At 60.8% G+C, this 22,764-nt stretch carries 21 protein-coding genes; 7 read left to right on the top strand and 14 right to left on the bottom strand.

The window, feature by feature from the left end; genetic code table 11:
* Positions 1-19: 19 nt before the first annotated feature.
* The 10 genes from ACZ5IU_RS12745 to ACZ5IU_RS12700 form a co-directional block, all read right to left on the bottom strand.
* Positions 20-832: an SDR family oxidoreductase gene (locus tag ACZ5IU_RS12745; RefSeq protein WP_464417909.1), complete on the bottom strand. Its 813-nt coding sequence runs from the start codon at positions 830-832 to the stop codon at positions 20-22.
* 15 nt (positions 833-847) lie between these two features.
* Positions 848-2,800 (bottom strand): oxidoreductase, encoded by a 1,953-nt coding sequence (locus tag ACZ5IU_RS12740; protein ID WP_464417907.1) that lies wholly within the window; start codon positions 2,798-2,800, stop codon positions 848-850.
* A 133-nt stretch (positions 2,801-2,933) separates the two neighbouring features.
* Positions 2,934-3,302: a hypothetical protein gene (locus ACZ5IU_RS12735; RefSeq protein ID WP_464417905.1), complete on the bottom strand. Its 369-nt coding sequence runs from the start codon at positions 3,300-3,302 to the stop codon at positions 2,934-2,936.
* Positions 3,303-3,382: 80 nt separating this feature from the next.
* Complete coding sequence (locus ACZ5IU_RS12730; RefSeq protein ID WP_464417903.1) at positions 3,383-4,336, bottom strand: ABC transporter substrate-binding protein; 954 nt, start codon at positions 4,334-4,336, stop codon at positions 3,383-3,385.
* Positions 4,323-5,126, bottom strand: coding sequence for an ABC transporter ATP-binding protein (locus ACZ5IU_RS12725; RefSeq protein WP_464417901.1), 804 nt, complete (start codon positions 5,124-5,126; stop codon positions 4,323-4,325). Before ACZ5IU_RS12725 ends, ACZ5IU_RS12730 begins: the two co-directional genes overlap by 14 nt.
* Positions 5,110-5,973, bottom strand: a complete 864-nt coding sequence (locus ACZ5IU_RS12720) for an ABC transporter permease (protein ID WP_464417899.1) — start codon at positions 5,971-5,973, stop codon at positions 5,110-5,112. The genes ACZ5IU_RS12725 and ACZ5IU_RS12720 overlap by 17 nt, the downstream gene beginning before the upstream one ends.
* Before the next feature lie 4 nt (positions 5,974-5,977).
* Positions 5,978-7,015, bottom strand: a complete 1,038-nt coding sequence (gene hydE, locus ACZ5IU_RS12715) for a [FeFe] hydrogenase H-cluster radical SAM maturase HydE (protein WP_464417897.1) — start codon at positions 7,013-7,015, stop codon at positions 5,978-5,980.
* On the bottom strand, positions 6,999-8,237 hold the full coding sequence (hydF, locus tag ACZ5IU_RS12710; protein WP_464417895.1) for a [FeFe] hydrogenase H-cluster maturation GTPase HydF: 1,239 nt from the start codon (positions 8,235-8,237) through the stop codon (positions 6,999-7,001). Before hydF ends, hydE begins: the two co-directional genes overlap by 17 nt.
* A 150-nt stretch (positions 8,238-8,387) precedes the next feature.
* A complete protein-coding gene (locus tag ACZ5IU_RS12705; protein ID WP_464417893.1) occupies positions 8,388-9,302 on the bottom strand; it encodes an agmatinase family protein in 915 nt (304 codons plus the stop codon).
* Positions 9,303-9,442: 140 nt separating this feature from the next.
* Positions 9,443-10,888: a sodium:solute symporter family transporter gene (locus ACZ5IU_RS12700; RefSeq protein WP_464417891.1), complete on the bottom strand. Its 1,446-nt coding sequence runs from the start codon at positions 10,886-10,888 to the stop codon at positions 9,443-9,445.
* A gap of 506 nt (positions 10,889-11,394) precedes the next feature.
* On the opposite strand from ACZ5IU_RS12700, the gene ACZ5IU_RS12695 reads away from it, so the two are divergent.
* From ACZ5IU_RS12695 to ACZ5IU_RS12680, 4 genes are all read left to right on the top strand, one after another.
* Entirely contained in the window at positions 11,395-12,399 is a 1,005-nt protein-coding gene (locus ACZ5IU_RS12695) for a purine-nucleoside phosphorylase (protein WP_464417889.1), read from the top strand.
* 36 nt (positions 12,400-12,435) lie between these two features.
* Positions 12,436-12,981: a cob(I)yrinic acid a,c-diamide adenosyltransferase gene (locus tag ACZ5IU_RS12690; protein WP_464417887.1), complete on the top strand. Its 546-nt coding sequence runs from the start codon at positions 12,436-12,438 to the stop codon at positions 12,979-12,981.
* 110 nt (positions 12,982-13,091) lie between these two features.
* Positions 13,092-13,778, top strand: a complete 687-nt coding sequence (locus tag ACZ5IU_RS12685) for a GntR family transcriptional regulator (RefSeq protein WP_464417885.1) — start codon at positions 13,092-13,094, stop codon at positions 13,776-13,778.
* 12 nt (positions 13,779-13,790) lie between these two features.
* Positions 13,791-14,561, top strand: a complete 771-nt coding sequence (locus tag ACZ5IU_RS12680) for a YdcF family protein (RefSeq protein WP_464417883.1) — start codon at positions 13,791-13,793, stop codon at positions 14,559-14,561.
* On the opposite strand, the gene ACZ5IU_RS12675 is transcribed toward ACZ5IU_RS12680, so the two are convergent.
* Together ACZ5IU_RS12675 and ACZ5IU_RS12670 are read right to left on the bottom strand one after the other, a co-directional pair.
* Entirely contained in the window at positions 14,555-15,805 is a 1,251-nt protein-coding gene (locus ACZ5IU_RS12675) for a replication-associated recombination protein A (protein WP_464421922.1), read from the bottom strand. The genes ACZ5IU_RS12680 and ACZ5IU_RS12675 overlap by 7 nt on opposite strands.
* A 26-nt stretch (positions 15,806-15,831) precedes the next feature.
* Positions 15,832-16,830, bottom strand: coding sequence for an HAD family hydrolase (locus ACZ5IU_RS12670; protein ID WP_464417881.1), 999 nt, complete (start codon positions 16,828-16,830; stop codon positions 15,832-15,834).
* Between the two features lie 764 nt (positions 16,831-17,594).
* Between ACZ5IU_RS12670 and istA the strand changes: the two genes are divergently transcribed.
* Genes istA through rsgA form a run of 3 tightly spaced genes read left to right on the top strand, consistent with a single transcriptional unit; the run spans position 17,595 to position 20,580 of the window.
* The gene (gene istA, locus ACZ5IU_RS12665; RefSeq protein ID WP_464417879.1) at positions 17,595-19,100 is read left to right on the top strand and encodes an IS21 family transposase; all 1,506 of its coding nucleotides are present in this window, start codon (positions 17,595-17,597) and stop codon (positions 19,098-19,100) included.
* Positions 19,097-19,891, top strand: a complete 795-nt coding sequence (gene istB, locus ACZ5IU_RS12660; protein WP_464417877.1) for an IS21-like element helper ATPase IstB — start codon at positions 19,097-19,099, stop codon at positions 19,889-19,891. Before istA ends, istB begins: the two co-directional genes overlap by 4 nt.
* Positions 19,888-20,580 carry a ribosome small subunit-dependent GTPase A gene (gene rsgA / locus ACZ5IU_RS12655; protein WP_464417875.1) on the top strand — a complete coding sequence of 231 codons (693 nt, stop codon included), beginning with the start codon at positions 19,888-19,890 and terminating at the stop codon, positions 20,578-20,580. The genes istB and rsgA overlap by 4 nt, the downstream gene beginning before the upstream one ends.
* A gap of 574 nt (positions 20,581-21,154) precedes the next feature.
* On the opposite strand, the gene ACZ5IU_RS12650 is transcribed toward rsgA, so the two are convergent.
* Both ACZ5IU_RS12650 and ACZ5IU_RS12645 read right to left on the bottom strand, forming a co-directional pair.
* Positions 21,155-21,739, bottom strand: a complete 585-nt coding sequence (locus tag ACZ5IU_RS12650; protein WP_464417873.1) for an ATP-binding protein — start codon at positions 21,737-21,739, stop codon at positions 21,155-21,157.
* 22 nt (positions 21,740-21,761) lie between these two features.
* Positions 21,762-22,646 carry a tetratricopeptide repeat protein gene (locus ACZ5IU_RS12645; protein WP_464417871.1) on the bottom strand — a complete coding sequence of 295 codons (885 nt, stop codon included), beginning with the start codon at positions 22,644-22,646 and terminating at the stop codon, positions 21,762-21,764.
* Positions 22,647-22,764 lie beyond the last annotated feature (118 nt).

The following is a 22,764-nucleotide window of genomic DNA, read 5'->3' as shown; positions in this document are numbered from 1 at the left end:
ATTGCATCGGACTTCGTACCTATACGGCCCATTCGCCCCTCTTGCGCTTGCGGGCCACGTTCAGCAGGTAGTCGTCTATCGCCCCCGCGGCTTCGGGGTGGAAGCAGGTCTTTGCGCCGTCGAGGTCTCCCGCGTCGCCGAGGACGAGGCGTTCGTTTTTCGCCACCCCTTCGAGGATGGTGGTCGCGGACTGCTGCGCCGTCTGCGCCCCCTTCGGCGGCTCGCTCCCCTTCCAGATTCCCGTGATCGTCGTGCCGGGAGTCGTCGAGGTGAAGCGGATGTTCTCGTCCCAGTATTCGTACCGCAGCGCGAGCGTCAGCCCGTTGAGGGCCGCCTTCGTCGCCGCGTACATCGTCTGCAGCGCCATGGGCATGAAGGCGATGCCGGAAATCACATCGACGATATGCCCGCCCCCCTGCGCCCGCATGATCGGCAACACGGCGCGGATTCCGTACAGCGCTCCGTAGAAGTTCAGCGCGAAGGCCTTTTCCCAATCTTCGTTCGTCAGCGTGTCGAAGCCTCCGCCGAAGCCCGCCCCGGCGTTGTTGAAGAGGATGTCGACCCGTCCGTCGCCGAGCCTGGCGGCCTCGCGGATCGTCGCCGACACGTCCGCTTCCTTCGTGACGTCACACCGAAGACCGTGCACACTTCCCGGATGTTCCCCGTTCAGTCTCGCCGTTTCCCGTTCGAGGTTCTCCGCGTTGTAATCCGCGAGGATGACCTTTTTCGCCCCGTATGAGAGCATCCTCTCCGACAGCGCGAGTCCGACCCCCGAAGCGCCGCCCGTCACGACCGCGATCTTTCCCGAATAGTACTCGCCCGTTCTGCTCATCTGTCCCGTCCCCTTTCAGCTGTCCTGAGGTTCGAAAACGAATGCCCGCCCGTACGCGTCCTGCGTCGCGTCAATGATCCGTCCACCGCGCACCGCGTCACCGAGAACCACCGCATCGGGAAAGTCGTTTCTGAAGGCGTCGATGACGTCCTTTCTCGGCCTCACCCCAAGCGCCAGAATCACCGTTTCGGCCGTGACGGACACTTTCTGTCCGCTTTTGATGCATTCGAGTTCGACGCCGTGCGGGGTGACCCGCAACAGTCTGTGTCCGGGGAGATAGGTCGGAGAGTGCGGCTCCATACGGTTCATGATGTCCGCGATCACGCCGGGGAACGCTCCCGCGCCGATTTCCGGCAGCATGTCGACGATCGTCGTCCTGTGTCCCGCGCCGAGGACGACCTCCGCGGTCTCGAGGCCCGTCATCCCGGAACCCGCTACCACGCAGTCGCCGACGACTTCCGACCGGCCGAGAAGGACGTCCTCGGCAGTCGTCACGTTCTTTCCGTCGATTCCGGGGATCGGGGGGATGAAGGGCCGGGCGCCGCAAGCCAGAAAGACCCCGCAGGGAGCGAGCGCCTTCACCTTTCCGACGGTCGCCTCCTCGCCGAGTCGCAATTCGACGCCGCTCCCCTCCGCCTGGACGACCATCGAGTCGACGAGCCGCGTGATCTTTTCCTTGCCGAGGCCCCTGTCCGCCACGTTCAGCATGCCTCCGAGCCTCGGGGAGCCGTCGAAGAGCACGACCCGAAAGCCGCGTTCGCGAAGAACCCGCGCGGCGGTGAATCCCGACGGGCCGCCGCCGACCACGACGACGGTCCGTCCGGTGCCGTCGCGCTCCGGGCGGGCGAATTCGCGTTCCCGTCCCGTTTTGGGATTGACGGCACACTTGACGTGCCGCAGATGGCAGATTTCGTCGAAACACGCGAGACAGCCGATGCACTTGGTGATGCTTTCGCTCTTTCCCGCCTTCGCCTTGTTGCACCAATCGGGGTCAGCGAGGTGGGCGCGCGCGACTCCGACGATGTCGCAGCAGCCTTCTTCGAGGATCGCCTCCGCGACTTCGGGCTCCTTGACGTTCGCGACCGCGATGAGGGGAATGGTCACGTGTTTCCGAATTTCCGCCGCCATGTACTTCTTCCAGCCCTGTTCGAAGGTCCCCGGCTCGATGCAGACGATGGCCTTCGGGCTGTCGGGGATGGAGCAGCTGATATCGAGGAAATCGGCGCCGGCCTTTTCGAGTTCCGCGGCGATCCGGCACGTGGCGGCGAGATCGTTCCCCCGGTCCCCGAGGAATTCGTCGGCCGAGAGCCGGAACCCGACTGGAAAGTCCGGGCCGCAGACTTTCCGGACTCCCGCGAGAATCTCGAGCGGGAAGCGCATCCGGTTCTCGAAGCTCCCGCCGTAGCGGTCGGTCCGCCGGTTGAGGTAGGGCGACAGGAAGCTGTTGACGAGGTAGCCGTGCGCTCCGTGAATCTCGACGCCGTCCGCTCCCGCCATTTTCGCGACGAACGCGCCATTCACGAACGCATCCCGGATGCGTTCGATCTCCGGAATCGTCAGCTCCCGGGCCATTTCGCCGCCGCCGGGATGCTCGACGACGGACGGCGCGACGGGCTGTTCGCCGCCGATCGCGGCGTGCCCCTCGCGTCCGGGGTGATGCAGCTGGAGGAATACCTTCGCGCCGTACTTTCGCACCGAGTCGACGAGCCGCGCCAGTCCGGGGACGTCGCAGACGCTCCGCACGGAGAGCTGGCACGGGTCTGCGGCCCCTGCCCCGTCCATGACGCGGCAGAGTTCGCTGACGATGAGTCCGACCCCTCCCCGGGCCCGGGCCTCGTAGAACGCGATGATGTCGTCGGTAACGCCGCCTCCGGACGCGCCGAGGTTGACGCCCATCGGCGTCATCGCAACGCGGTTCCGGATCTCGACCCGCCCGATTCGCACGGGGCTGAACAGCAGATCGAACATCGCACTCGCCGCCTTTTCAATTGAGTCTCAAATATTTATAGAGATAGTAATATTCTGATTAAAACTCTGTCAAGTAACCGCAGTCACGACGGGAGGGTCCGAGGCAATTACGGTATCTCTGAAAGGAGACGGGCTATCCGTCTTTCAGGTTTCTTTTGAGCGCGTCCTCCTCGAGACGGTTTCTCGAGTTGATACGTTCGACGATCGCCTTTTCAAGGAGGGCGTCGTCGAGCTGTTCGGCATCGAAGATCCGTTTCTCGGCGAGTTTTTTCCTGATGTATTCCATGGTCATCTTCTGTGACTTGGCAACCATTTCGTGGTGCCGGTCGAGGATCGCGAGGCGTTCGTCGTCGATCTCCGCGAGGGCCTTGCGAAGGCGTTCGAGAACGTCTTCGCCGGAAAGTCTCCCCGGCTCCCTCGGTCCCGTCTCTTGCGGCATTTCTCCCTGAAGCTGCACAGGCACGTCCGTGTGCGGCGCGACGCCTGCGGGAATACGTTCCATGTACCTCCGCTCCTTCCGTGGATTCCGGGTGATCTGGCCCTTATGCTTCGGACACGGAGCGCATTCCCTTGAAATCCCCGCTACTTCGCGTTTCCGGCGTCGATGGAGACGACGAGCGAGTCGATATCGACCCTCTTTTCCATCATGCCGTTTTCGATCAGGAACTCCTGCGTCTTCCGGAGATCGTCGATATCCGACGGACGGATCGTCACGTCGAAGTCGTAGAGCGGGTACATCGCCGAAACGGCTTCGGGCGTGAGTCCCGTTTCCTCCGCCGTGAGGCGGAGCGCCTCCCGTTCGTTTTCTTTCATGAACGCGAGTGCGCCTTTGTGAACTTTCATGAAGCGCGCGACGAGATCGGGATGTTCCTTCAAGAACTGTCCGCCGACCGCGATGACCGTACTCGCGTCGAGGAGTCCCTTCCCCGTCGCTAGGATCCGGGCCCCCTGTTCCTGCGCCTTCGGAACGGCCGCCCCAGCCGCGAGCGCCGCATCGGCGCTTCCGGCGAGCATCGCGGTGACTCCTTCCATGAGTCCCATCGAGAGGAACTCGACGTCCGCCGCTTTCAGTCCTTCCTTCGCGAGTGCCGCGATCAATAGTTGGTGAAGCAGCGTTCCCTTCGGTCCGACGACTTTCTTCCCTTTCAGATCCCGGACCGATGCGATTCCCGGAGCCTTCGCGATGATCGTGAAGGCCTCCGGAGCGCGGCTGAAGATGCCGATGATCTTCAGATCCACGCCTCCGACGGCGGCGAGCAGCGCGGAGGTATTGCCGAGACAGTTGGCGAATTGCACGGACCCTGCCGCGATCGCCTGGGTCTGTTTCGGTCCCGCGTTGAGATCGGGGTGCGTGACCGTGATTCCGTCCGGACCGAATTCCTTCTCGAAGAGCCCGAGTTTCATTTCGACGATCGCCGGAACGTTCAGCGGCGACTTGACGTATGTGACGCCGATTTCCTTCACTGCGGCGGACGCGAGAGTCGGGAATGCGCACGCGAGCAGCAGCGCGATCGCCGAAAACCTAATGTGACGCATCGATACCAGCCTCCTGACGATGTGATGTGTCCGGGGAGAATCGGACCTCTCCGGTGATTGCGCGAAGAATCCGGCGGCGCAGCGGGATGAGGACGGCTTCGCCTCCATCGTCGCCGCTTCTTTCGGGAAGTGCGATGTCGTCGACAATCCGCCCCGCTTCGAGGACGATGACGTTCCGCCCGAGCCCGAGCGCCTCGTCGATGTCGTGCGTCACGAGCACGAAGGTTTTTCCGGTGCGCGCGTGAAGGTCGGCGATCTCTCGCTGGAGCATCCTGCGCGTGAAATAGTCGAGGGCGCCGAATGGTTCGTCCATGAGGACGATTTCGGGATCGAACGCGAGCGTCCGTCCGAGGGCGACGCGCTGGGCCATCCCCCCCGAGAGCTGTTGCGGGCGGGCGTCCCGGAAACGTTCGAGCCCCAGTATCCGAAGGATCGACGTCGCCTTGCGATCGGCTTCTTCCCTGTCGCGGCGGCCATCGAGCGCGAACCGGACGTTCTGTTCGACCGTGAGCCACGGCATGAGCCTCGGCTCCTGGAAGACGATGCCGACCCCCGCGTCCCTCCGTTCGACGCGACGGCCGTTCCGGAGGAATTCTATCGATCCCGAAGTCGGTTCCTCGAGTCCGGCTATGAGTCTCAGAAGCGTCGTCTTGCCGCATCCGCTCCGTCCGACGACCGTCACGAACGAGCCGGGCCCGACGGTCAGCGAAACCGCGTCGACCGCCCGGACCGGACCGTCCGGCAGGATGTAGGTTCTGCCGGCACGATTCAGCCTAATCCCAACCGTCACAGGAAGCGGACGCCTCCTTCCAAGGCGTCGCCGCGCGGGCGAGACGGAAAAACAGATGGTCGGAAAGCGCCCCGACGAGGCCGAGCGCGAGAATTCCCACGACGATGACGTCGGAACGCGACAGGGATTCGGCGTCGTGGATCATGTATCCGAGACCCGACGACGCGGCGATGAGCTCCGCGCCGATCAGGGCGCGCCAGCTGTACCCGAGTCCGAGCCGAAGCCCGGTCAGGATGGAGGGAAGCGCCGAAGGGAAAACGATCCGGCGGAAAATCCGCGTTCCAGTGAAACCGAGGCTGCGTCCGACCTCGACGAGCCCCGCGTCGCACCGCCTGACGCCGTCGAGCGTGTTCAGGAACACGGGAAAAAACGTCGCCAGAAGAATTACGACAGTCTTCGACGCCTCTCCGATGCCGAACCAGAGGATCAGCAGCGGCAGCATCGCGAGCGGCGGCACGTGGCGCAGGAATTCGAGCGTCGGGTAGAGGAGTTTTCCCAAGGACGGCCGAAGCCCGAGGATGACCCCGAAGGGCAGCGCGAGACCGCACGAGAGGCCGAATCCTGCGACGATCCTCCCCATGCTCGTCAGAATGTTCATCGGGAGTTCTCCCGAGAGCGTCAGTTTCCACGCCGCGGAGAGGACAGCCTGCGGCGACGGCAGGAGGAACGGATTCCAGAGTCCCGCCCTGCTGCCCGCCCACCAGAGCAGGATCACCGCGACCGGGAAGAGCGCGCCGGAAACAAAAGAGCTCGCCGTGGTTCCGATCGAGTCGCGGCAGGTCCGCGTCGGCTCCTCTCGCGCACGCCGGAAACGACGGACGGGGGCGGAGTCCTCTCCGTGGATCATTGCGTCAGTTCACCGCGCCGATCGCCTTCGGGAGGCCGGTCCGCGCCGACGACGAACGGGAGTCTCCGCGATCGTGGCGCATCGTCCGCCCGAGCGACCTCAGGCGCTCCCCGATCTCCCCGAGTTCCTGAACGCCATCCTGTCTGATCGTGTCCTTTCCGGGGTACAGCAGGTAACACGTCCGGACGTCGAGCGGCGTGATGTTGGGCATGAGGACGTTCGCCCCGGCGGCTAGCATCGCCTCGCGACCGCCCGCCGCGAGCGATCCTGCCGCCGTCGTCGCAGGAATGTTTGCGTCCGGCAGGATGATCCTGAGCAGCGCCGTCATCCGGACCGTTTCCGCGATCGTTCCGGGAAGGGCGTTCCCGAGCGGCGTGTCCGGATTCGGAATGAACGGTCCGATGCCGATCATGTCGAGTTCGAGATCGCGGCAGAGAAGGAGGTTTTCGAAACGGGTCCGTTCGGTTTCGCCAGGGAGGCCCACCATGAAACCCGACCCGAGTTCTATTCCGGTTTCGCGCAGGTCGTACAGCGCCCGGAGCCGGAGATCGAACGGGACGCCGTCACGAAGACATTCGTGAAGCTCCCGGTCCGATGTCTCAAAACGCAGCAGATACCGGTCCATTCCGGCGTCGCGGAGCGCGGCGTATTCGTCCCGGGACCGGATGCCGCAGCTCAGGGTCACCGCGGCTTCCCCCTTCGTCTTTCTCTTGATCGCGCCCACGAGCGCGCAAAGCCGTTCCGTGGTCCAGAACGGATCTTCGCCGCCTTGCAGGACGAAGGTACGGATTCCGACGTCGAAGGCGTCGCCGACGGCCGAAAGGACCGTGCGATCTTCGAGCGCGTATCTGCGAATCCTTCGGTTGTCGCGGCGGAGGCCGCAGTACAGGCAGTTGCAGGCGCACCGGTTCGTGAATTCGAGCAACCCACGGATCCAGACGCCGTCCCCGTATCGTTCTTTCCGGATCCGGTCCGCCTCCGCAACGAGAACATCCGTCGGGAGATCCATCAGTTCCCGGATCGCCTCATTGTCGAACGTCATCGTTCTCTCCTCCGAAGCTGTTGTACAGCGCGTGCTCGAGCGGGAACGGTTCGAGCGCGCGCGGAAGCAGCCCCTTCGCCCACGCCAGGAACAGACCGTAGTTCGTTCCTGCGAGCCCCGCGTTCCGGAACATGGCGATACGGCGCATCATGTTGTTGCGCGTCGTCATGCACCCGGCGCAGTTGATGACGAACGAATAGTCCGTGAGGCGCTCCGGGACGTCCTGAAGCAGCTCGAACGTGACATCTGGGCGGACCTTTTTCCGGAAGAGGGTCGGGATCTTGACCGTTCCGATGTCGTCGTCGACGCGATGGTGCTTGCAGGACTCGAGAATCAGGATACGTCCGCACGCGGGGACTTCGGAAAGCCTTCTCAGACCCTCGACGAAGTACGCAAGATCTCCCTTCTTTCGGGCGAAGAGGATCGAGAACGATGTCAGAAGCTGATCCCGGGGGATTGCTGCAGCTACTTCGGTGAACGCCTGGCTGTCCGTTATCACGAGAGACGGGCGCTCTTTCAGCGAGGCGTAACACGAAGCGAGCTGTAACTCCTTCGTAACGGACATGAAGCAATCCTTGTCGAGAATGTCCCGGATAACCTCGACCTGGGGCAGGATCATGCGCGCCTTCGGCGCGGAATCGTCGATCGGGGTCACGAGAAGGATCGATTCGTCCGCCTGGACGAGCCCCTCGAGTGGCGTGATCTCCCGTTCGACGAGGTCGGAGAACGATTGCAGTGCCGCGTTCAGGTCCCGGATGCCGCGACGTGAAAGGTTATCCACGTGGATCCTGCGATAATGGGGCGCGAAGCGACGCTTCTCCCCGCAGACGCCTTTGTCGGCGAACGTCAGGACGATCAGCGCAGGCTTCCTCCGTTCGATCAGCCTTGCGACGACCGCTTCTTCCGCAGAGGTCGGCGGGACGTCTCCGCGTGTGACGAAGAGCACGATATCCGCTGTTTCGAGCCTGAGATTCGTCCGCGAGACGCGGAGCGCACCAAGCTCGTCGTCGTCGTCGTCGAACCCCGCGGTGTCCGTGACCGAAACGGGACCGAGCGGCCCCATCTCGATGCTCCGGACGACGGGATCCGTCGTGGTGCCCGGGCGATCCGACACGATCGATATGTCCGCTTCGAGCATATTATTGACGAGTGACGACTTTCCGCTGTTTCGCAGTCCGTAGAGGACGATGCCGATCTGTTCCGCCAGTGGGGTGGTGATCATGCCGAGCTCCTCGTGTAAAAGTTTGATGCTACATACAAAGCAATCATAAAGTTTGTGCATAACATGTCAAGTGCCGGAGAGGGGAAGTGTTCTTCTCTCCGGCATGATTTCTCGTCTTTTCCCGTACTATGTGCCTCTTTCGGGCTTTTTCTAGAAAATACGATCCATAAGGAACGAGATGAGGCCCATCGCGGCAAGGCGCTGGGTTCCCCCTGTGGGATCCAGATTCGGCGCGACCTCGACGAGATCCAGCGCGAGAACCGGAAGGCGCGAGAGGCATTCCATGAGATGGAGGAAATTCGCGGATGTGATGCCTCCGAAGACGAACGATCCCGTTCCCGGCGCGAAGGCGTGATCGACGACATCGATGTCGATCGTGAGGTAGACGCCGTCGGCGCCGTCGGACGCGATTTCTCCGGCCCTCGAGACGACCGCCTCCACTCCGAGCCGTTCCATTTCGCGGACGCTGAACACGGTCGCCCCGCTCGACCGGACGTAATCCCACCGTTCCGCGGTCTGGAAACTCCCGCCCGTGCCGATCCATACCATTCGTTTCGGGTCGACGCCGGGCAGTTCGCCGACGCGCCTCGCGATCGAGCCGTGATAGTGGCGTCCCCATGCCTCCGTGTCATCCGTAAGGTCGAGGTGCGCGTCAACGTGGACGTACCCCATTTTCGCGCGTCCGAAGCGTTCGGCGCAGGCACGTTCGACGCCCCGCACCGCCGGATAGGTCACGTAATGGTCTCCTCCCATGCCTACCGGCAACGCTCCCCTGCGCGCGATTTCGAAGACATGCTCTTCAATCGCCGCGGCGGTTCGGCCGACGTCAGCGGGGAAAACGTCCGCATCCCCCGTATCGACCACGATATCGCGAGGCGGAAAGCGAAAGGTCTTTCCGGTGTGGATATTGACCATTTCCTTTCGGTCCGTCGTCAGCGCCCCCATCTGATACATGAAATGCAACGATTCCTCGCGTATCGCCCTCGGCCCGAAGCGCGCACCCTGCCGGGAGCCGCACGTCGTGTCGAACGGCATTCCGTATATCCCTATATCTCCGGCATTCACGTCTTTCGTTCCACCTGTCCGCGCACGAAGAAATGTCGCAAACCCCGCATAGGCGGGCGCACACCTGCAATCCATCCGGAAGCCCCTTCTTTCGCGTTCTGAAATTGCTTTCGTCAATTGTATCAGAGTCCGTGAAATCCTCACTCCGCTCCTTCTTCCGCTCCTTTCGGCGCAAGGGTGCGTTCGACAATATCCGTGGAAAGGTACGCGAACGCGGAGACGATTATTCCGGGGACGACAGGATAGACCGGCAGACGCCGAAAGACCAGCAACTGCCAGATCACGCATGTGGTGGCGGACGCGACCATGGACGCGATGGCGGCGCGGCGGGACGGCCTGTGGCAGTAGAGTCCGGCGAGCAGCGGAACCAGATAAACCGATGAGATCACTGAAAAAGACAGCCCCACTATCGTGACGATTATTCCGATGGGACGCAGCGCGATAAGGGGAGCGATGACGCCCGTACCGAGTACGGCGAGACGCGTCAACGGAACGCTCGAATTCCCAAGGAGATCCTGCGTGAGCGAACTGGCGGCAACCATGAGGGTCGAACTCAGAGTGGACATCGCCGCTGCGATCGCGGCAACAAGCAGCAACGTGGAAACCCATCCCGGGAAAACACATCTCATGAGCGACGGAATAACGAGATCCGGATCCCTGATGCCCTGGACGAAGAGATGGGCGAAAGGTCCTGAAGAAAAGACACAGAACGCGAAGATCGCGATCAGAAGCGGGGTAAGAAGCATCCCCTTCCGCACGGTTCCCGGGTCTTTCGCCGCGAAAAAGCGGATAATGAGCTGTGGGCTCGCGATCTGCGCCACGCTGATCGCGAAGGTGAGACTCAGCAGAAACGGCGTCATCATGCCCGAATCGACAAGCTCTTTCGGCCCGGTGGCACCGAGGCGCATCAAAGCCTCCCCGGTCAGTCCGCCGCCGATCGGCGTGGATGCCAGCCTTGCGAGTCCGGCACCAATTCCTCCCATGGAGACGACAATGGTTCCGAACAGCAACACTCCTCCCGCAAGCAGGATGATACCCTGTATGAGGTCGGTGATTACAACCGATCGGAACCCTCCCATGCACGTGTAGGTCACGACAGGAATCGCGACGATGGCAACGCCGGCGGGATACGATACTCCCATCGTAATTTCGAGAAGATTCGACGCTCCCTTGTAGATCGAACTCATATAGAGCTGGAAGAAAACGACAATGATCAGCGCGGCAATGACCTGGATCACCCGCGAGTTGAACTGATGCCGAAAGAACTGCGGAACCGTCAGGATTCCTTCTTCCTGGACGACCCGTCGCAGCCGCGGCGCCACGATGACCCAGGCGAGAACAGCGAAAAGGACGTGGAAAAAAAACAGATACGCGCTGAACCCGAATCCGAACAGATACCCCGAACCGCCCCCGCCGAGCAACGAGCTCGTGCTGAAATATGTGGCGACAAACGACATCGAGAGCAGCACGGGACCGAGGGTCCCTCCCGCGAGAAGAAAATCCTTCGCGTTCCGTGCGTTCCTGCAAGAAAACCCTATCGCCAACATGGCGGCAATGTAGACGCCAAGGACGATCGCGATTGTCATGATTGTCTCCCCTCCTTTCCTGAAAGCGCGTAGCACATTCCCGCTATCAGACAAATCCACGCTGCCGCATACGCAATGACGATCGAAACATCCATGTCCGAATCCCTCCTCTGAGGCTTTCAGCCCCTCTGAAATACGAAACGGGCGGAAGGGAGATCAATCCCCTCCGCCCGTTCGTTCCGATGGTGTTCGGCTCGAGAAAGCGACAGGGGCCGCGAAGGCATCACCCACCTCCGCGGCCCCTGTCGAAAACTGCGACGTCACAAGGCGCTACGGTGGCGGGAATCGCTTCGCCACCACCAGAGCCGAACATTTATGCCAATTTCGACGGATCGTACGACACCGGTACTTCGCATCAGAATCCCGCTTTCTTGCCGAAAATTGCGGTAGAACATACAGCATTCTCAAGGTCGTGTCAACTGTCATGTTGACATTTCAAACGAAGGAGCGTTGAATTATCCGGGAACAAAAAACTGCCCATTCATCACAACAGGGAGGGCGAGACTATGAAAAAAACCGCTCGCATATTTGCTCTGCTCCTTCTGGTGCTCCTGATCGCCACCGGCGCTTCGGCCGACGTCATCCGTCCGAAGATCTTCGTGTTCACGATGTTCGAGGTCGGAGCGAATACCGGAGATTTCGCCGGAGAATTCCAGCACTGGTACGAAAGATATTTCAAGGACGCGACACCCGTATCCATCCGCGGCGCTTTTGCCCCCGTGTACTGCTCGGCCTCGGGGGTATGCGGCACCATCATCGGCGTCGGCAAGGCGAACGCCGCCGCAACCATCACCGCGATTCTCTCCGATCCGAGATTCGATTTCTCGTCGACGTACTTCCTGACATCCGGCTGCGCCGGAACACCTCCGGAGCAGGGCACGCTCGGTTCTGTTTTCTGGTCCGACTGTGTCGTCGACTACGATCTCGGGCAGCGGTGGTCTCCCCTCGACGTCACCGACAGGGCTCCGGTCTTTCAGCCGCTCGACGGTACGGCGAAGAAAACGGTTCTCCGGCTCGATCCGCTTCTGACAAAATGGGTATACCACCTGAGCCGCACCGTTCCACTGGATGACTCCGTCGACGCCGCCCTCTACCGTCTGCGGTACCGCGAAGAACAGGCGCAGCGGAAGCCGTTCGTGGGCATCGGAACGACGGTTACGTCCGACACCTGGTGGCATGGCCGCACGCTGTCGCGGGAAGCGAGTTATATCTGCACCCTGTATAAGGCCGGAACCTACGTAACCACGCAGATGGAAGATTCGGCGGTCGCGCTTGTGCTGGAGCGGTACGGCGTACTCGGCCGGTATATGATCGCGCGCGACGTCGTGAACTTCGACCGGCCCCATGCGGGACAGACGCCGAAAGAAAGCCTCGCCGCCCCGAACGGGTCGTTCTCGATCGGAATGAAGAACGGATTCCGCGCCGGAGCAGTCGTAGTCGACTACATCGTCGACAACTGGGCCGTCTGGGAGAAGGGCGTTCCGCCGCTTCCCGCCGACTTCCCGAACTAGCGGCGGATGCGAATCGACCGAAAAGGAGGAGTATCGATGACTGCCGACTGGATCACGACAAAGGGCGGAGACAGGGGAGAAACGAGCCTCGGAGACGGAAGCAGGATTCCCAAGGACCACCCGAGGGTCGAGAGCTACGGCACGCTCGATGAATGCCAAGCCGCCGTTGGACTCGCTCGTTCGATGTGCGAATACCCGGAGATCTGCGAACATCTCTGTGTCCTCGAACGCGATCTCGGCACCCTGATGGGACATCTTGCGTTGTACCCCGGGCTGGAGTGTCCCTCGATCGGGGCGATCGAACAGATAACGGGGAAGGTTCGCGAGGTCACGGGCGAGACATTTCGCTTCGTGAGACCCGGAGATTCGAAGACGGGGGCGGCCCTCCACATGGCGCGGACGATCGCCCGACGCGCCGAACGCATCCTGGTGGGGCTCTATCGGGCCGGCGACGTGAATGATGACGTGTACCGCTATGTCAACAGGTTTTCGGACGCCCTCTACGCATTGTCCCTCTGGTACGACCATCTGGAACGCCTGCGAAAGGGGCGGAATGCGTCGGACGGATGTAATGCTGTATAATGCGTACATCATCGCATTGGAGTCCATCTTCTGCGACATCCACGGAAATCCTCCGAAAGGGCTTTCATGCGAAGGATGCACGCCATGAACGAGAACAGGGGTGAACTATAGTGGCTGTAATCAATCCGTTGACGCCGGCAAGCAACCAGGGACTTCGTCAGATCGTATACGAAAAACTCAAGGATGCGATTGTCAGCGGCGTTATCAAACCCGGTTCAAAACTTTCGGAGATCGATCTCGCGGAACAGCTCGCCGTCTCCAGGACACCCGTCAGGGAAGCGATCAGGCAGCTCGCGCAGACGGGGCTCGTGACGCTGACGCCGAGACGCGGCGCATACGTGACGCTCCCCACGGAGAAGGACGCGTCGGACCTGTACGAGCTCCGCATGGCGCTCGAAATCCTCGCCGTCGCCGATGCGGGCAAGCATATTCCGAAAGAAGAACTTCTCCGTTTCAGGGAAATCTTCCAGGCCATGACGGACCACACCAGCCACGAACAGTACGTAACGGAAGACCGCGCATTCCATCAGTTGATCTACACATACTGCTCCAACCACTTCCTGAGTCGCACGCTCGTCAACATTTCCGACCTGATCAACCTGTGCCGCCCCTATTCCATCGAGCGCGACCCGATCACGAACTTCGCCGGCGGACACGTAGCCATCATCGAGGCTCTGCTCGAAGGAAAGGAAGACAGGGCGATGGACGAGATGCGCCGGCATATCACCGTGAGCAAGGAAGGGCTCCTCGGGTATCTCAGGAACCGTCACAGGGAAGGCTCGAAGACCTTCCGCTAGAGACCGGGGGTTATGTCCATCTCCTATGTTCTGTACAAACTTCTCGGGGCTGCGGTAACACCACCCGGTTTTTTTTGTTTCCTGCTTCTGGCGATTTTCGCGTCTCTTCTGTCACGTCGCGGAAATCGGGGCATTGCGGCATTCGGGATCCTCGTCGTGTCATGTCTGGCTCTTTTGTCGACTCCCGCCGTGTCGGATCTCCTGCTCACGCCGCTTGAATCGGTCGAGCGTACGATCCCCGGCAAAACGGCATCGTCTGCGGTCCTCGTACTCGCCGGGGGGATCCGGATAGCTCCGGATTCCCCCGTGCCGCAGATGGAACCGGAGACGCTCGTTCGTTTTCTCGAAGGACTCCTTCTCGCCCGGAAACACGGATGGCCACTGATCTACTCCGGCGGATACCCCGAACGCACGAAGGCGGACGGCATCAGGAACATGGTCCTCTCTACGGCGGAACGACTCGGGGGCGGGGTCGACATTACGGTCGAGGGCGCATCTCGAACGACATGGGAAAACCTCGGATCCGTCGCGCCGGAGATCAGGAAGGGCGGATTCACGGACGTCGTCCTCGTCACATCCGCATACCATATTCCCCGGGCGCTCTATTGCGCGACGCGCCTCCTGCCCGGTCTCCGGATCCACGTATGGCCCGCACTGCGAAAATCGGAGCCGGGGCGCCCCTCCGCAACGAACTGGATCCCGTCACCCGGCGGCCTTTACAATACATCCGTGGCGCTCCGGGAATACATCGGCCTCTTCGCGTACCGCTTCTTCCGTCACTGATCGCCCTGTCCGGACGCCTGCCCGTCGTCGCGGAATCGCTTCCAGAAACGCTGCATCCGCGCGAGAATACGGGCTTCCCGTTCGTTCCGGCAAGGGAAGTAGAAACGTCCTGGTTTCGTCATGTACTGTTGCGGAACCCAGTGCCTCGGGTCGTCGTGAGGATATCTGTATCCGCTCCCGTGCGGATTCAGGTGATCCGGAACACGCTGTACGTCACCTGTGCGTATCGCTTCCTGCGCCGCCGAAATCGCCAAATAAGCGCTGTTGCTTTTTGGAGCGGTCGCGAGATACAGAACGGCTTCGGAAAGGATGATTCTCGCCTCGGGATACCCCGTGAAATCGGCCGCGTACGCCGCAGCGGCCGCTACCCGAAGCGCTTCGGGATCCGCGAGCCCGACGTCTTCCGCCGCGAAGATAACGAGTCTCCGCGCGATGAACCGGACGTCCTCGCCCCCCTCGACCATCCGTGCGAGCCAGTAGACTGCGGCGTCGGGATCCGATCCTCGCATACTCTTGATGAGCGCCGATATGATCGTGTAGTGATCGTCGGCGTTTTTGTCGTATCGCGTGCTCGCCGTGGGAAGAAGCCTCATTGCGGCCTCGCGCGTGAACCTCGAAGCCCCCGTGAGCGCGACACTCGACGCGATGACTTCGAGGCGTGTCAGTGCCTGCCTGGCATCGCCACCCGAAGCCCCCGCGATGAACGAGAGCACATCCTCGTCTGTCTCGAGGCTCAGTCGTCCGAGCCCCCTCGGATCGGTCATCGCCCGCCGGAGCAGCTTCACGATGTCGCTCTCCCCGAGAGGATGCAGTTCGAAGATCACCATTCGCGAGAGCAGCGTCTTATTGATTTCGATCCATGGATTTTCCGTCGTCGTTCCAACGAGGATGATATCTCCCCGTTCGACCGACGGGAGCAGAACATTCTGCTGGCTCCTGTTGAAATGGTATAGCTCGTCCACGAATGCGATCGCCGTGAGTCCGCCCGCCATCGACTTGAGGCGTTTCGCCTCCTCGACGAGATCCCGAAGTTCTGCGACTTTGGCGGTTACGGCGTTGATCTCGAGCAGCGATCTTTCGGTCACGGACGCCATCAGCCGCACGAGCGTCGTCTTGCCGACTCCGGGAGGACCGTACAGAATACAGCTCGGGACGCGGCTTCCCTCGAGCAGCACCCGAAGCGGAGCCCCGGGCGCGAGCAGATGTTGCTGCCCCGCGAATTCGTCCATCGTTCGCGGACGCATCCTGTCCGCAAGGGGGCTTTCGGGAATCAGACCTTCAATCCGCTCCACGAGACCGCTTCCTCCAGAATTCTCTCGACGCCCTCCCCCGAAGAGGATACAGGAACTCCTCCCGTTCCTTCGGACACTGTCGCCATCGGGAAACCGTTTCGCAGGATCGCCCCGAGGGCCTCCGCAAGCGGCTCTCCGAGACGGGAAGGGGGACATACAGGAGATGAGCGGAAGTGTTCCGGTCCGAAGATTCCATCACGTGCGACCTCGAAAAAGAGAACTCCAAGGGAGGCCGCCTCGAGCATGACCCGGACGATGCCGGGATCGCCCGGATCGAGCGCCGCGGTGACACCGCGCAGGGCAAGCAGCCAGTTTCGTCCCTTGTCGCGCTCGACGGTCGCGTACTCCCATGGGATACACGGTTCCGGATGTCCGAGGGAAGCGACGAGATCGCGAACACTGTCGTAGGCGATATCCGCCCAATGCGCATACGCGGCGCCCGGACGCTCGACGAGAACCGCCCGCATTCCCGCGCGTCGTGCCCCGACGAGATCGTAGACGAAATCACCGACCATCACACACCGCCCGGGCTTCGTCCCTATAAGGGAAGCGGCCTTCCAGAGCGCCTCGGGATCCGGTTTGATCGGACCGGATTCGCGACTCATGACGACCTCCGGAAGTTCGAACCCCATCCTCCCGGCCGCGTAATCGATGGAATCCCGACAATTTCGCGAGACGATCGCCCAGGGGATACGCTCGCGTCCGAGCCACGAGACGAGATCGATCGCCCCTTCCACGGGAGTCGCCCGTTCCGCCCCTTCCATCTCGATCGTGCACATGTCGTCGATCGCCTGCTCTCGAAGGTCCCGGGGGAGATTTTTCAGCTCCTCGAGGATCGCAACCTGACGTCCCCCGAAATACTTCTGCCGGAAGGGAAGAAAGTTCAGTTTCGTGTCGGCCAGAACACCGTCCCAATCAAGGATCCATGCGGCGCTGAGAGCCGGATGCCACAACGGCGACAGAATGTCGCTCCTCACGAACACACCTCCCCTAAAAAAAGAGGCGCGACACACGTCGCGCCCGAATCTATCCCCGCAATGTCGTGTCACGAACGTCTTGACCCGGTCCTCATATATTCGGAGTCCGCCGATTCTTGGCATTTGCGGCGGACACCGCCGCTTCCGCCGAACCGGACGTCAACCCCGCTAAGGTCAGGTGTTGGCTCAAGACAGTTACTGTGATCACGGGCACCGCAGGGCTTCCAGTCCAATGTTATTATAGCACAACCGGCGCTCATGCGGGTTTACGTAGTTCTGGAAAATTCCGACTATTTATCGGAAAGACGTACTGTGATCAGTTATGGAACGCCCTTTCTCTTCATGACATTTCACCAATATGTGGAATATAAGGAAAGCGGGGAAAGCTTACAAATGACACGAGGAACCGTCACCGCTTTTCTCAAAATGGAGCTATCTCATGAAATCCTGCTTCCGTTGTTTCTTACCGTGAAAAGAGCGGAAGGAGCGGCAAATGGGACAATCTCGATCTATGAGCATCACATCAATCGGTTCCTTCGGGAATACTATGTATGTCGCTCAACAACGATTACAATCTTCGAAGAACGGAACGGTATCTTGGGATCGCGTGGGGCAACGAAGCCATTCCCGTCATCGTGTGGTTTTGGTACTCTAAAATTGACCACTTTAGAGGCGAACGAGAGCCGAAAATTGACCACCTGACCATAGCTCCGGGTATCATCGGCGGGGACGCACACCACGACGATGAAGCCGGAGGGGAAAGGATGCTCAGAGTGGACCAGTACGAATACATACGGACCGCTCAGCGGATTTACGGCAAGAACGTGAGCGAAATAGCCAGGGAGACGGGGCATTCACGCAACACGGTGAAGAAAGTGCTTCGGGGGGAATTCACAGGCTATTCTCCAAGAAAGATCCAGCCTTTTCCGGTGCTCGGCCCCTATCACGAGATCATATTCAAATGGCTGGAAGGGGACCTTGAAAGTCCGAAGAAGCAGCGCCATACGGCGAAGCGGATATATACCCGACTGGTGAACGAATACGGGTTTACCGGAAGCGAAACGACAGTGCGGCGCCACGTGGCGGCGGTCAAGAGAACGCTCGGCTTGAAAAGTTCCGGGGCATTCATCCCCCTGGAGCCGTCACCGAGAGGAGAGGCGGAGGCGGACTGGGGAACCGTCGCTGTAATCCTGGGCGGAGAAGCCGTACGGGTGAAATGCTTCTGCATGAGATCGAAGTACTCGGGAACGCCCTTTGTCCGGCTCTACCCCTGCGAACGGCAGCAGGCCTTATTCGACGGGCTCAGCCGGGGATTCGTCTATTACGGGGGAGTCTTTCCCGTAGTGATCTTTGACAACCTGAGCGCGGCGGTGGAGAAGGTTCTTCTCGGGAAAGAGAGGAAAGAGCGGGAAAGCTTCGTCCGGTTTCGCTCCTGGTACACCTTCATCGGCCGCTTCTGCTCGCCGGGACGGGGAAACGAGAAGGGCGGAGTCGAAGGGCTCGTGGGATTCGCGCGCCGGAACTTCCTGACGCCCGTCCCGCAGGGAGAAAGTCTGGAGGACATCAATGACAGACTTGTGGAGGAATGTCTCTCCTACGGCTCCCACAGGATCGCCGGGCGGGAAGGAACCGTAAGGGAGCTTCACGAGGCGGAAAGGGAGGTCCTCATTCCCCTTCCGCGCCACCCCTACGGCAACGAACAGACCGTACCGGTGAAGGCGGACAAATACGCCACCGTCATGGTGGACAAGAACCGGTACTCCGTCCCCGCCTCCTACGCCGGCCGGCCGCTCAGGGCGATCCTCACGGTGGACAGGATATCGGTCTACAGCGGAGGAACCCGGGTCGCCGACCACGGAAGGAAATACGGGAACAACCACTGGATCCTCGATGCGGACCACTACCTGGAGCTTCTCCGGGAACGGCCGGGAGCCTTCCGGGACGCCCGCCCGCTTACGGAATGGAAAAAGACATGGAGCGAATCCATGAACACCCTTCTGGAACAGTTCCGGGAACGTCGGGGAGAGAACCGGGGAATCAAGGAATTCATCGACGTCCTGCTCCTCGCCAGGAATTACGGGCAAAAGCCGGTTGAGGACGCGGTGGAACGGGCTCTTGAGAGCGGACTGGGCAGCGCCGCTGGAATCCGCTGCCTGCTTGAAACGGCCGGGACGCGGGAGGAGTTCGTCCGTCCCCTCGAATCGGAACGGTGGACCGTGCTTCCTCCGGCGGACGTATCGGCCTATTCTGTCCTGGAGGCCAGACAATGAACGCGGGACTCCTCATGCAGGTTCAGGAAAACCTGAAGAGCCTCACCCTCGGCAACGCCGCCCGACACCTTGAAGAACGCCTCCGGCAGGCCGAGGAACGGGGAGCGAGCTACGAAGAATTTCTCCTTGACGTCACGGAACTGGAACTCCAGATCCGCTCGGAGAACAGGGAAAAGAGAAGGTTGAAGGAAGCCCGGTTCTCCCTGGTCAAGACACTGGGAACCTTCATCTTCGAAGAGGCTCCGCAGCTTGACAGGCGGCTCATCGGGGAACTGGCCGCCGGAGACTACATCTCCCGGCGCCGGAATATCCTCTTCCTGGGCAAAAGCGGGTGCGGGAAGACGCACCTCGCCACCGCCCTGGGAATAGAAGCCTGTCGGAAGAACATGCGGGTGCGGTTCACGACGGCCTGCAACCTCGTCAACGAACTTCTGGAAAGCTGGGGAGAGAAAACCCTTGCGCGGACCCTCGGAAAGTACACCCGGTACGATCTTCTGATCGTGGACGAACTCGGGTACGTTCCTTTTTCGAAGGAAGGAGGCGAGCTTCTGTTCCAGGTCTTCGCGGAACGACACGAGCGCGGATCGGTCATAGTAACGACGAACCTTGGATTCGGCAGCTGGACGGAAGTCTTCGGCGACCCGAACATGACGGCGGCCCTGCTTGACCGTCTGACCCACAAGGCGCACATCATCGAGTGCGCGTGGGAGAGCTACAGACTGAAGGAAACTTTGAAGGAGGGACGGAAGAGAAGCCGGATACAACTCAAAACGGAAGGCGCGGAAGAATGACCGAGGTGGTCAAAATTCGGCTATCACTGGTGATCAGATTTGCGTTGTCAAAACCAATCGTGCTTACGAAGGCGGACACGTGTGGATCGCTTCCTCGAAAGCTGACGGAGATCAAAGCGATCGCCTGTGGGGTCGACATTCATGCGACTTCGAGTCTGACGGAAGATGGTTACGCGTCTCTTCTGGGATACATCGATAGTGGAAAGACTGGCGCGTTTATCGGTTCGTCGGGCGTCGGCAAGTCGACGCTGATAAACAGGATCATGGGACTCGACCTTCTTCAAACCCGGGATACGGGAAACGACGACAAGGGAAGGCATACGACGACCAGAAGGGAGCTTTTCGCCGTTCCAGGCGGTGGCGTCGTCGTCGACACTCCCGGGATGAGAGAGATCGGCATTGGGAGTGCCGACTTCACGAAGGCATTTGCCGATATCGACGAGCTGGCGACGCGTTGCAGGTTTCACGACCGCACTCATACCAGAGAGCCGGACTGCGCCGTACGGGATGGCCTTCTGTCCGAAGGCCGCCTTGCCGGTTACTTCAAGCTACAGAAGGAAGCGAGCTACGAAGGACTGAATTCGAGACAGATTGAAACCGAAAAGATCACCGCAATGTTCGCTCCTATGGGCGGAATCAAAAACGCCCGAAAGTTCGCCAGAGAAAAGAACAGACGGCGGGGACAGTAATCGAGGCCCCCGATACGTCCGGAACCTTGCCGGAAAAAGAGCATCTCGTACGAGGCGCTCTTTTTTTGCACTGTGTTTCCGACTTGTGTCACAACAGTGCAGCGGAACACCCGGGGCCGAAAGGATTCGTCTCGCGCAGACTCTGCGGTCCTTGCGCCGCGTCAACGGTTACATAGCCGACATATCCTTCAGAGGAGAGCAACCTCATGACGATCACGTGGCATATGGTCACGGACTTCACGCCGCACATCGCGCTCACGACCGGCCCGTGGAACCCCCGTTCCTGGCGTTGACGAAGGCACGGGAATGCGTTCTCGCCGTTCCGGCGGTCGACATCGCGGAGGCAGTCGTCCGCATCGGCGACTGTTCCGGCGCGGACATCGACAAATTCACATCTTTCGGACTGACTTCCCTGCCCGCCGCCAAGGTAAGGCCTGGATCGACACGGATAAAACCGAGCGCCGCACGTTCCACGCCGTAGGGGACGGGGCGTTCGTCGTCGACGGGGAGACGTTCAGTCTCCGGCATCTCATGGAGGACAAGCTTCCGCCGGGGGTCCGACCCCGCGATTCGCTCACTCTTCCTGCGTTCCTCCCGGGGAGGATGGCTCCTGTTTCCCGATGCCGTTCATGTTCTCCCGGATGTACTCACGGATCCAAAGCGCCACCGAAGGGTCGCGAAGCGCCTCATCGTCCCCGAGCGCCTCGAGGACATCCCGGCTGTCGAGTGTCCATTCCCCGTCGGGAGTCGCGTACCGAAAGAGCCACCTGACGTCCGGATGCAGGACAATCATCATTCCTACAGAGGCCGGAACATCTCCGAGCGGCGGAAGATCGATGCTGTCCGTCCGGAACTCCGCGCGGACGTGTGTTCCGATACCTTTTTCCGACCGGATCTCCAATCCTCCGCCGCACAGTTCCGCGGACTGTTTGAGAAACGGAAGGCCGAGTCCTACGCGGCGGGTCGTCCTGCTCGTACAGAAGGGATCGGTGACGCGACGCAGAAACCCCGGATCCATGCCGCGTCCGTTGTCACCGATCTCGAGCACGAGGCGTCCGGCAACCTCTCCGTCCGCCAGCGAGATCCGGATTTCCGTCGCTCCCGCTCCGAGACTGTTTTCCGAAATGTCGAGAATATGCTGTGAAAGGTCTTCGAGCATCCCGCGTTCCGTCCCCTCTCCTCTATCCGATTTTCCTGCCCGATGTGATGGACTCGAGGATACCGAGGATGAGCGCATCTCGTTCCGAAGCCTCCATTCTTCCGGTATCCCCGGCTTCGAAAAGTCTCGTCTTCGCCTCTTCGAGGATATCGTCCAGGCGCAACGATTCCGAAAATATCCGGAGCGTTTCCTCCGGAATCGCATCGAACCGTTCCGTCAGTTCGCCGAAGAGCAACATGCCTCCCGTGAGCCAGTTTCTGAGCGGAACCGTGACGGACCAGGCGTCCGCGTAGAATTCTGCGAAGGCATCCGTTTCCTCGTCTCCGCTCGTATCGAGATAGCCAAGCATCAGAAAGGGAATTGCGGCTTCCGTCCGAAAGACCTCCCAGAGTGCCTTCCACGATTCGGGCGAAACTCCCTCCATCAGGAAGGCTGCTATCGCGCGCGAATGCTCCCGCGCCGGAGACGGGTCCGGATCGGAAAATGATTCCTCGAGGACTTCCGAATACCGGCCGTCTTCGATCAGACAGCGATAGAGCAATGTACGGGCGAGAGTCATGTTGTCGGGATCGTATTCGAGGATCTCCCTGCTGACGTCGATGCCCTCTGCCGCACGGCCTTCGGCGAGCAGGGAGACCACGAGTTCCTGCATGATGTCGACGAGAAGCCCGATATCGCTTCCGATTCCCTGCTGGCGCGATTCACAGTTCTCGCGGGCCCGTTCGAGAAGATCGATGCGCTCCTGGTCGGAATCGCTTGTCTTCGCCAGCAGCAAAAGTCCTTCGGGGTTATCCGGATCTTCCTCGAGCATCCGCCGCGCGAAGTGCGCCGTTTTTTCAGAACCCCGGGACGACCGGGCTTCCTCAAGAAGATGGCGCATGTCGTTTTCCGCGTCGTTCCTGCGCATCGAATCCTCCCCTTTCCGCCGCGAGTCTACTTGATCACCGAGCGTGCGTCAACGAAGGCGAAGTTTTATCTTCTCCCGGAAATATGCTAGAGTACGCGGGAACATACGACCAGGACAG

The sequence above is a fragment of the Lactivibrio alcoholicus genome (genome assembly GCF_055390895.1).
Note: the sequence above shows the minus strand (reverse complement) of the source record. Positions and strands in the feature narration are given on the sequence as shown.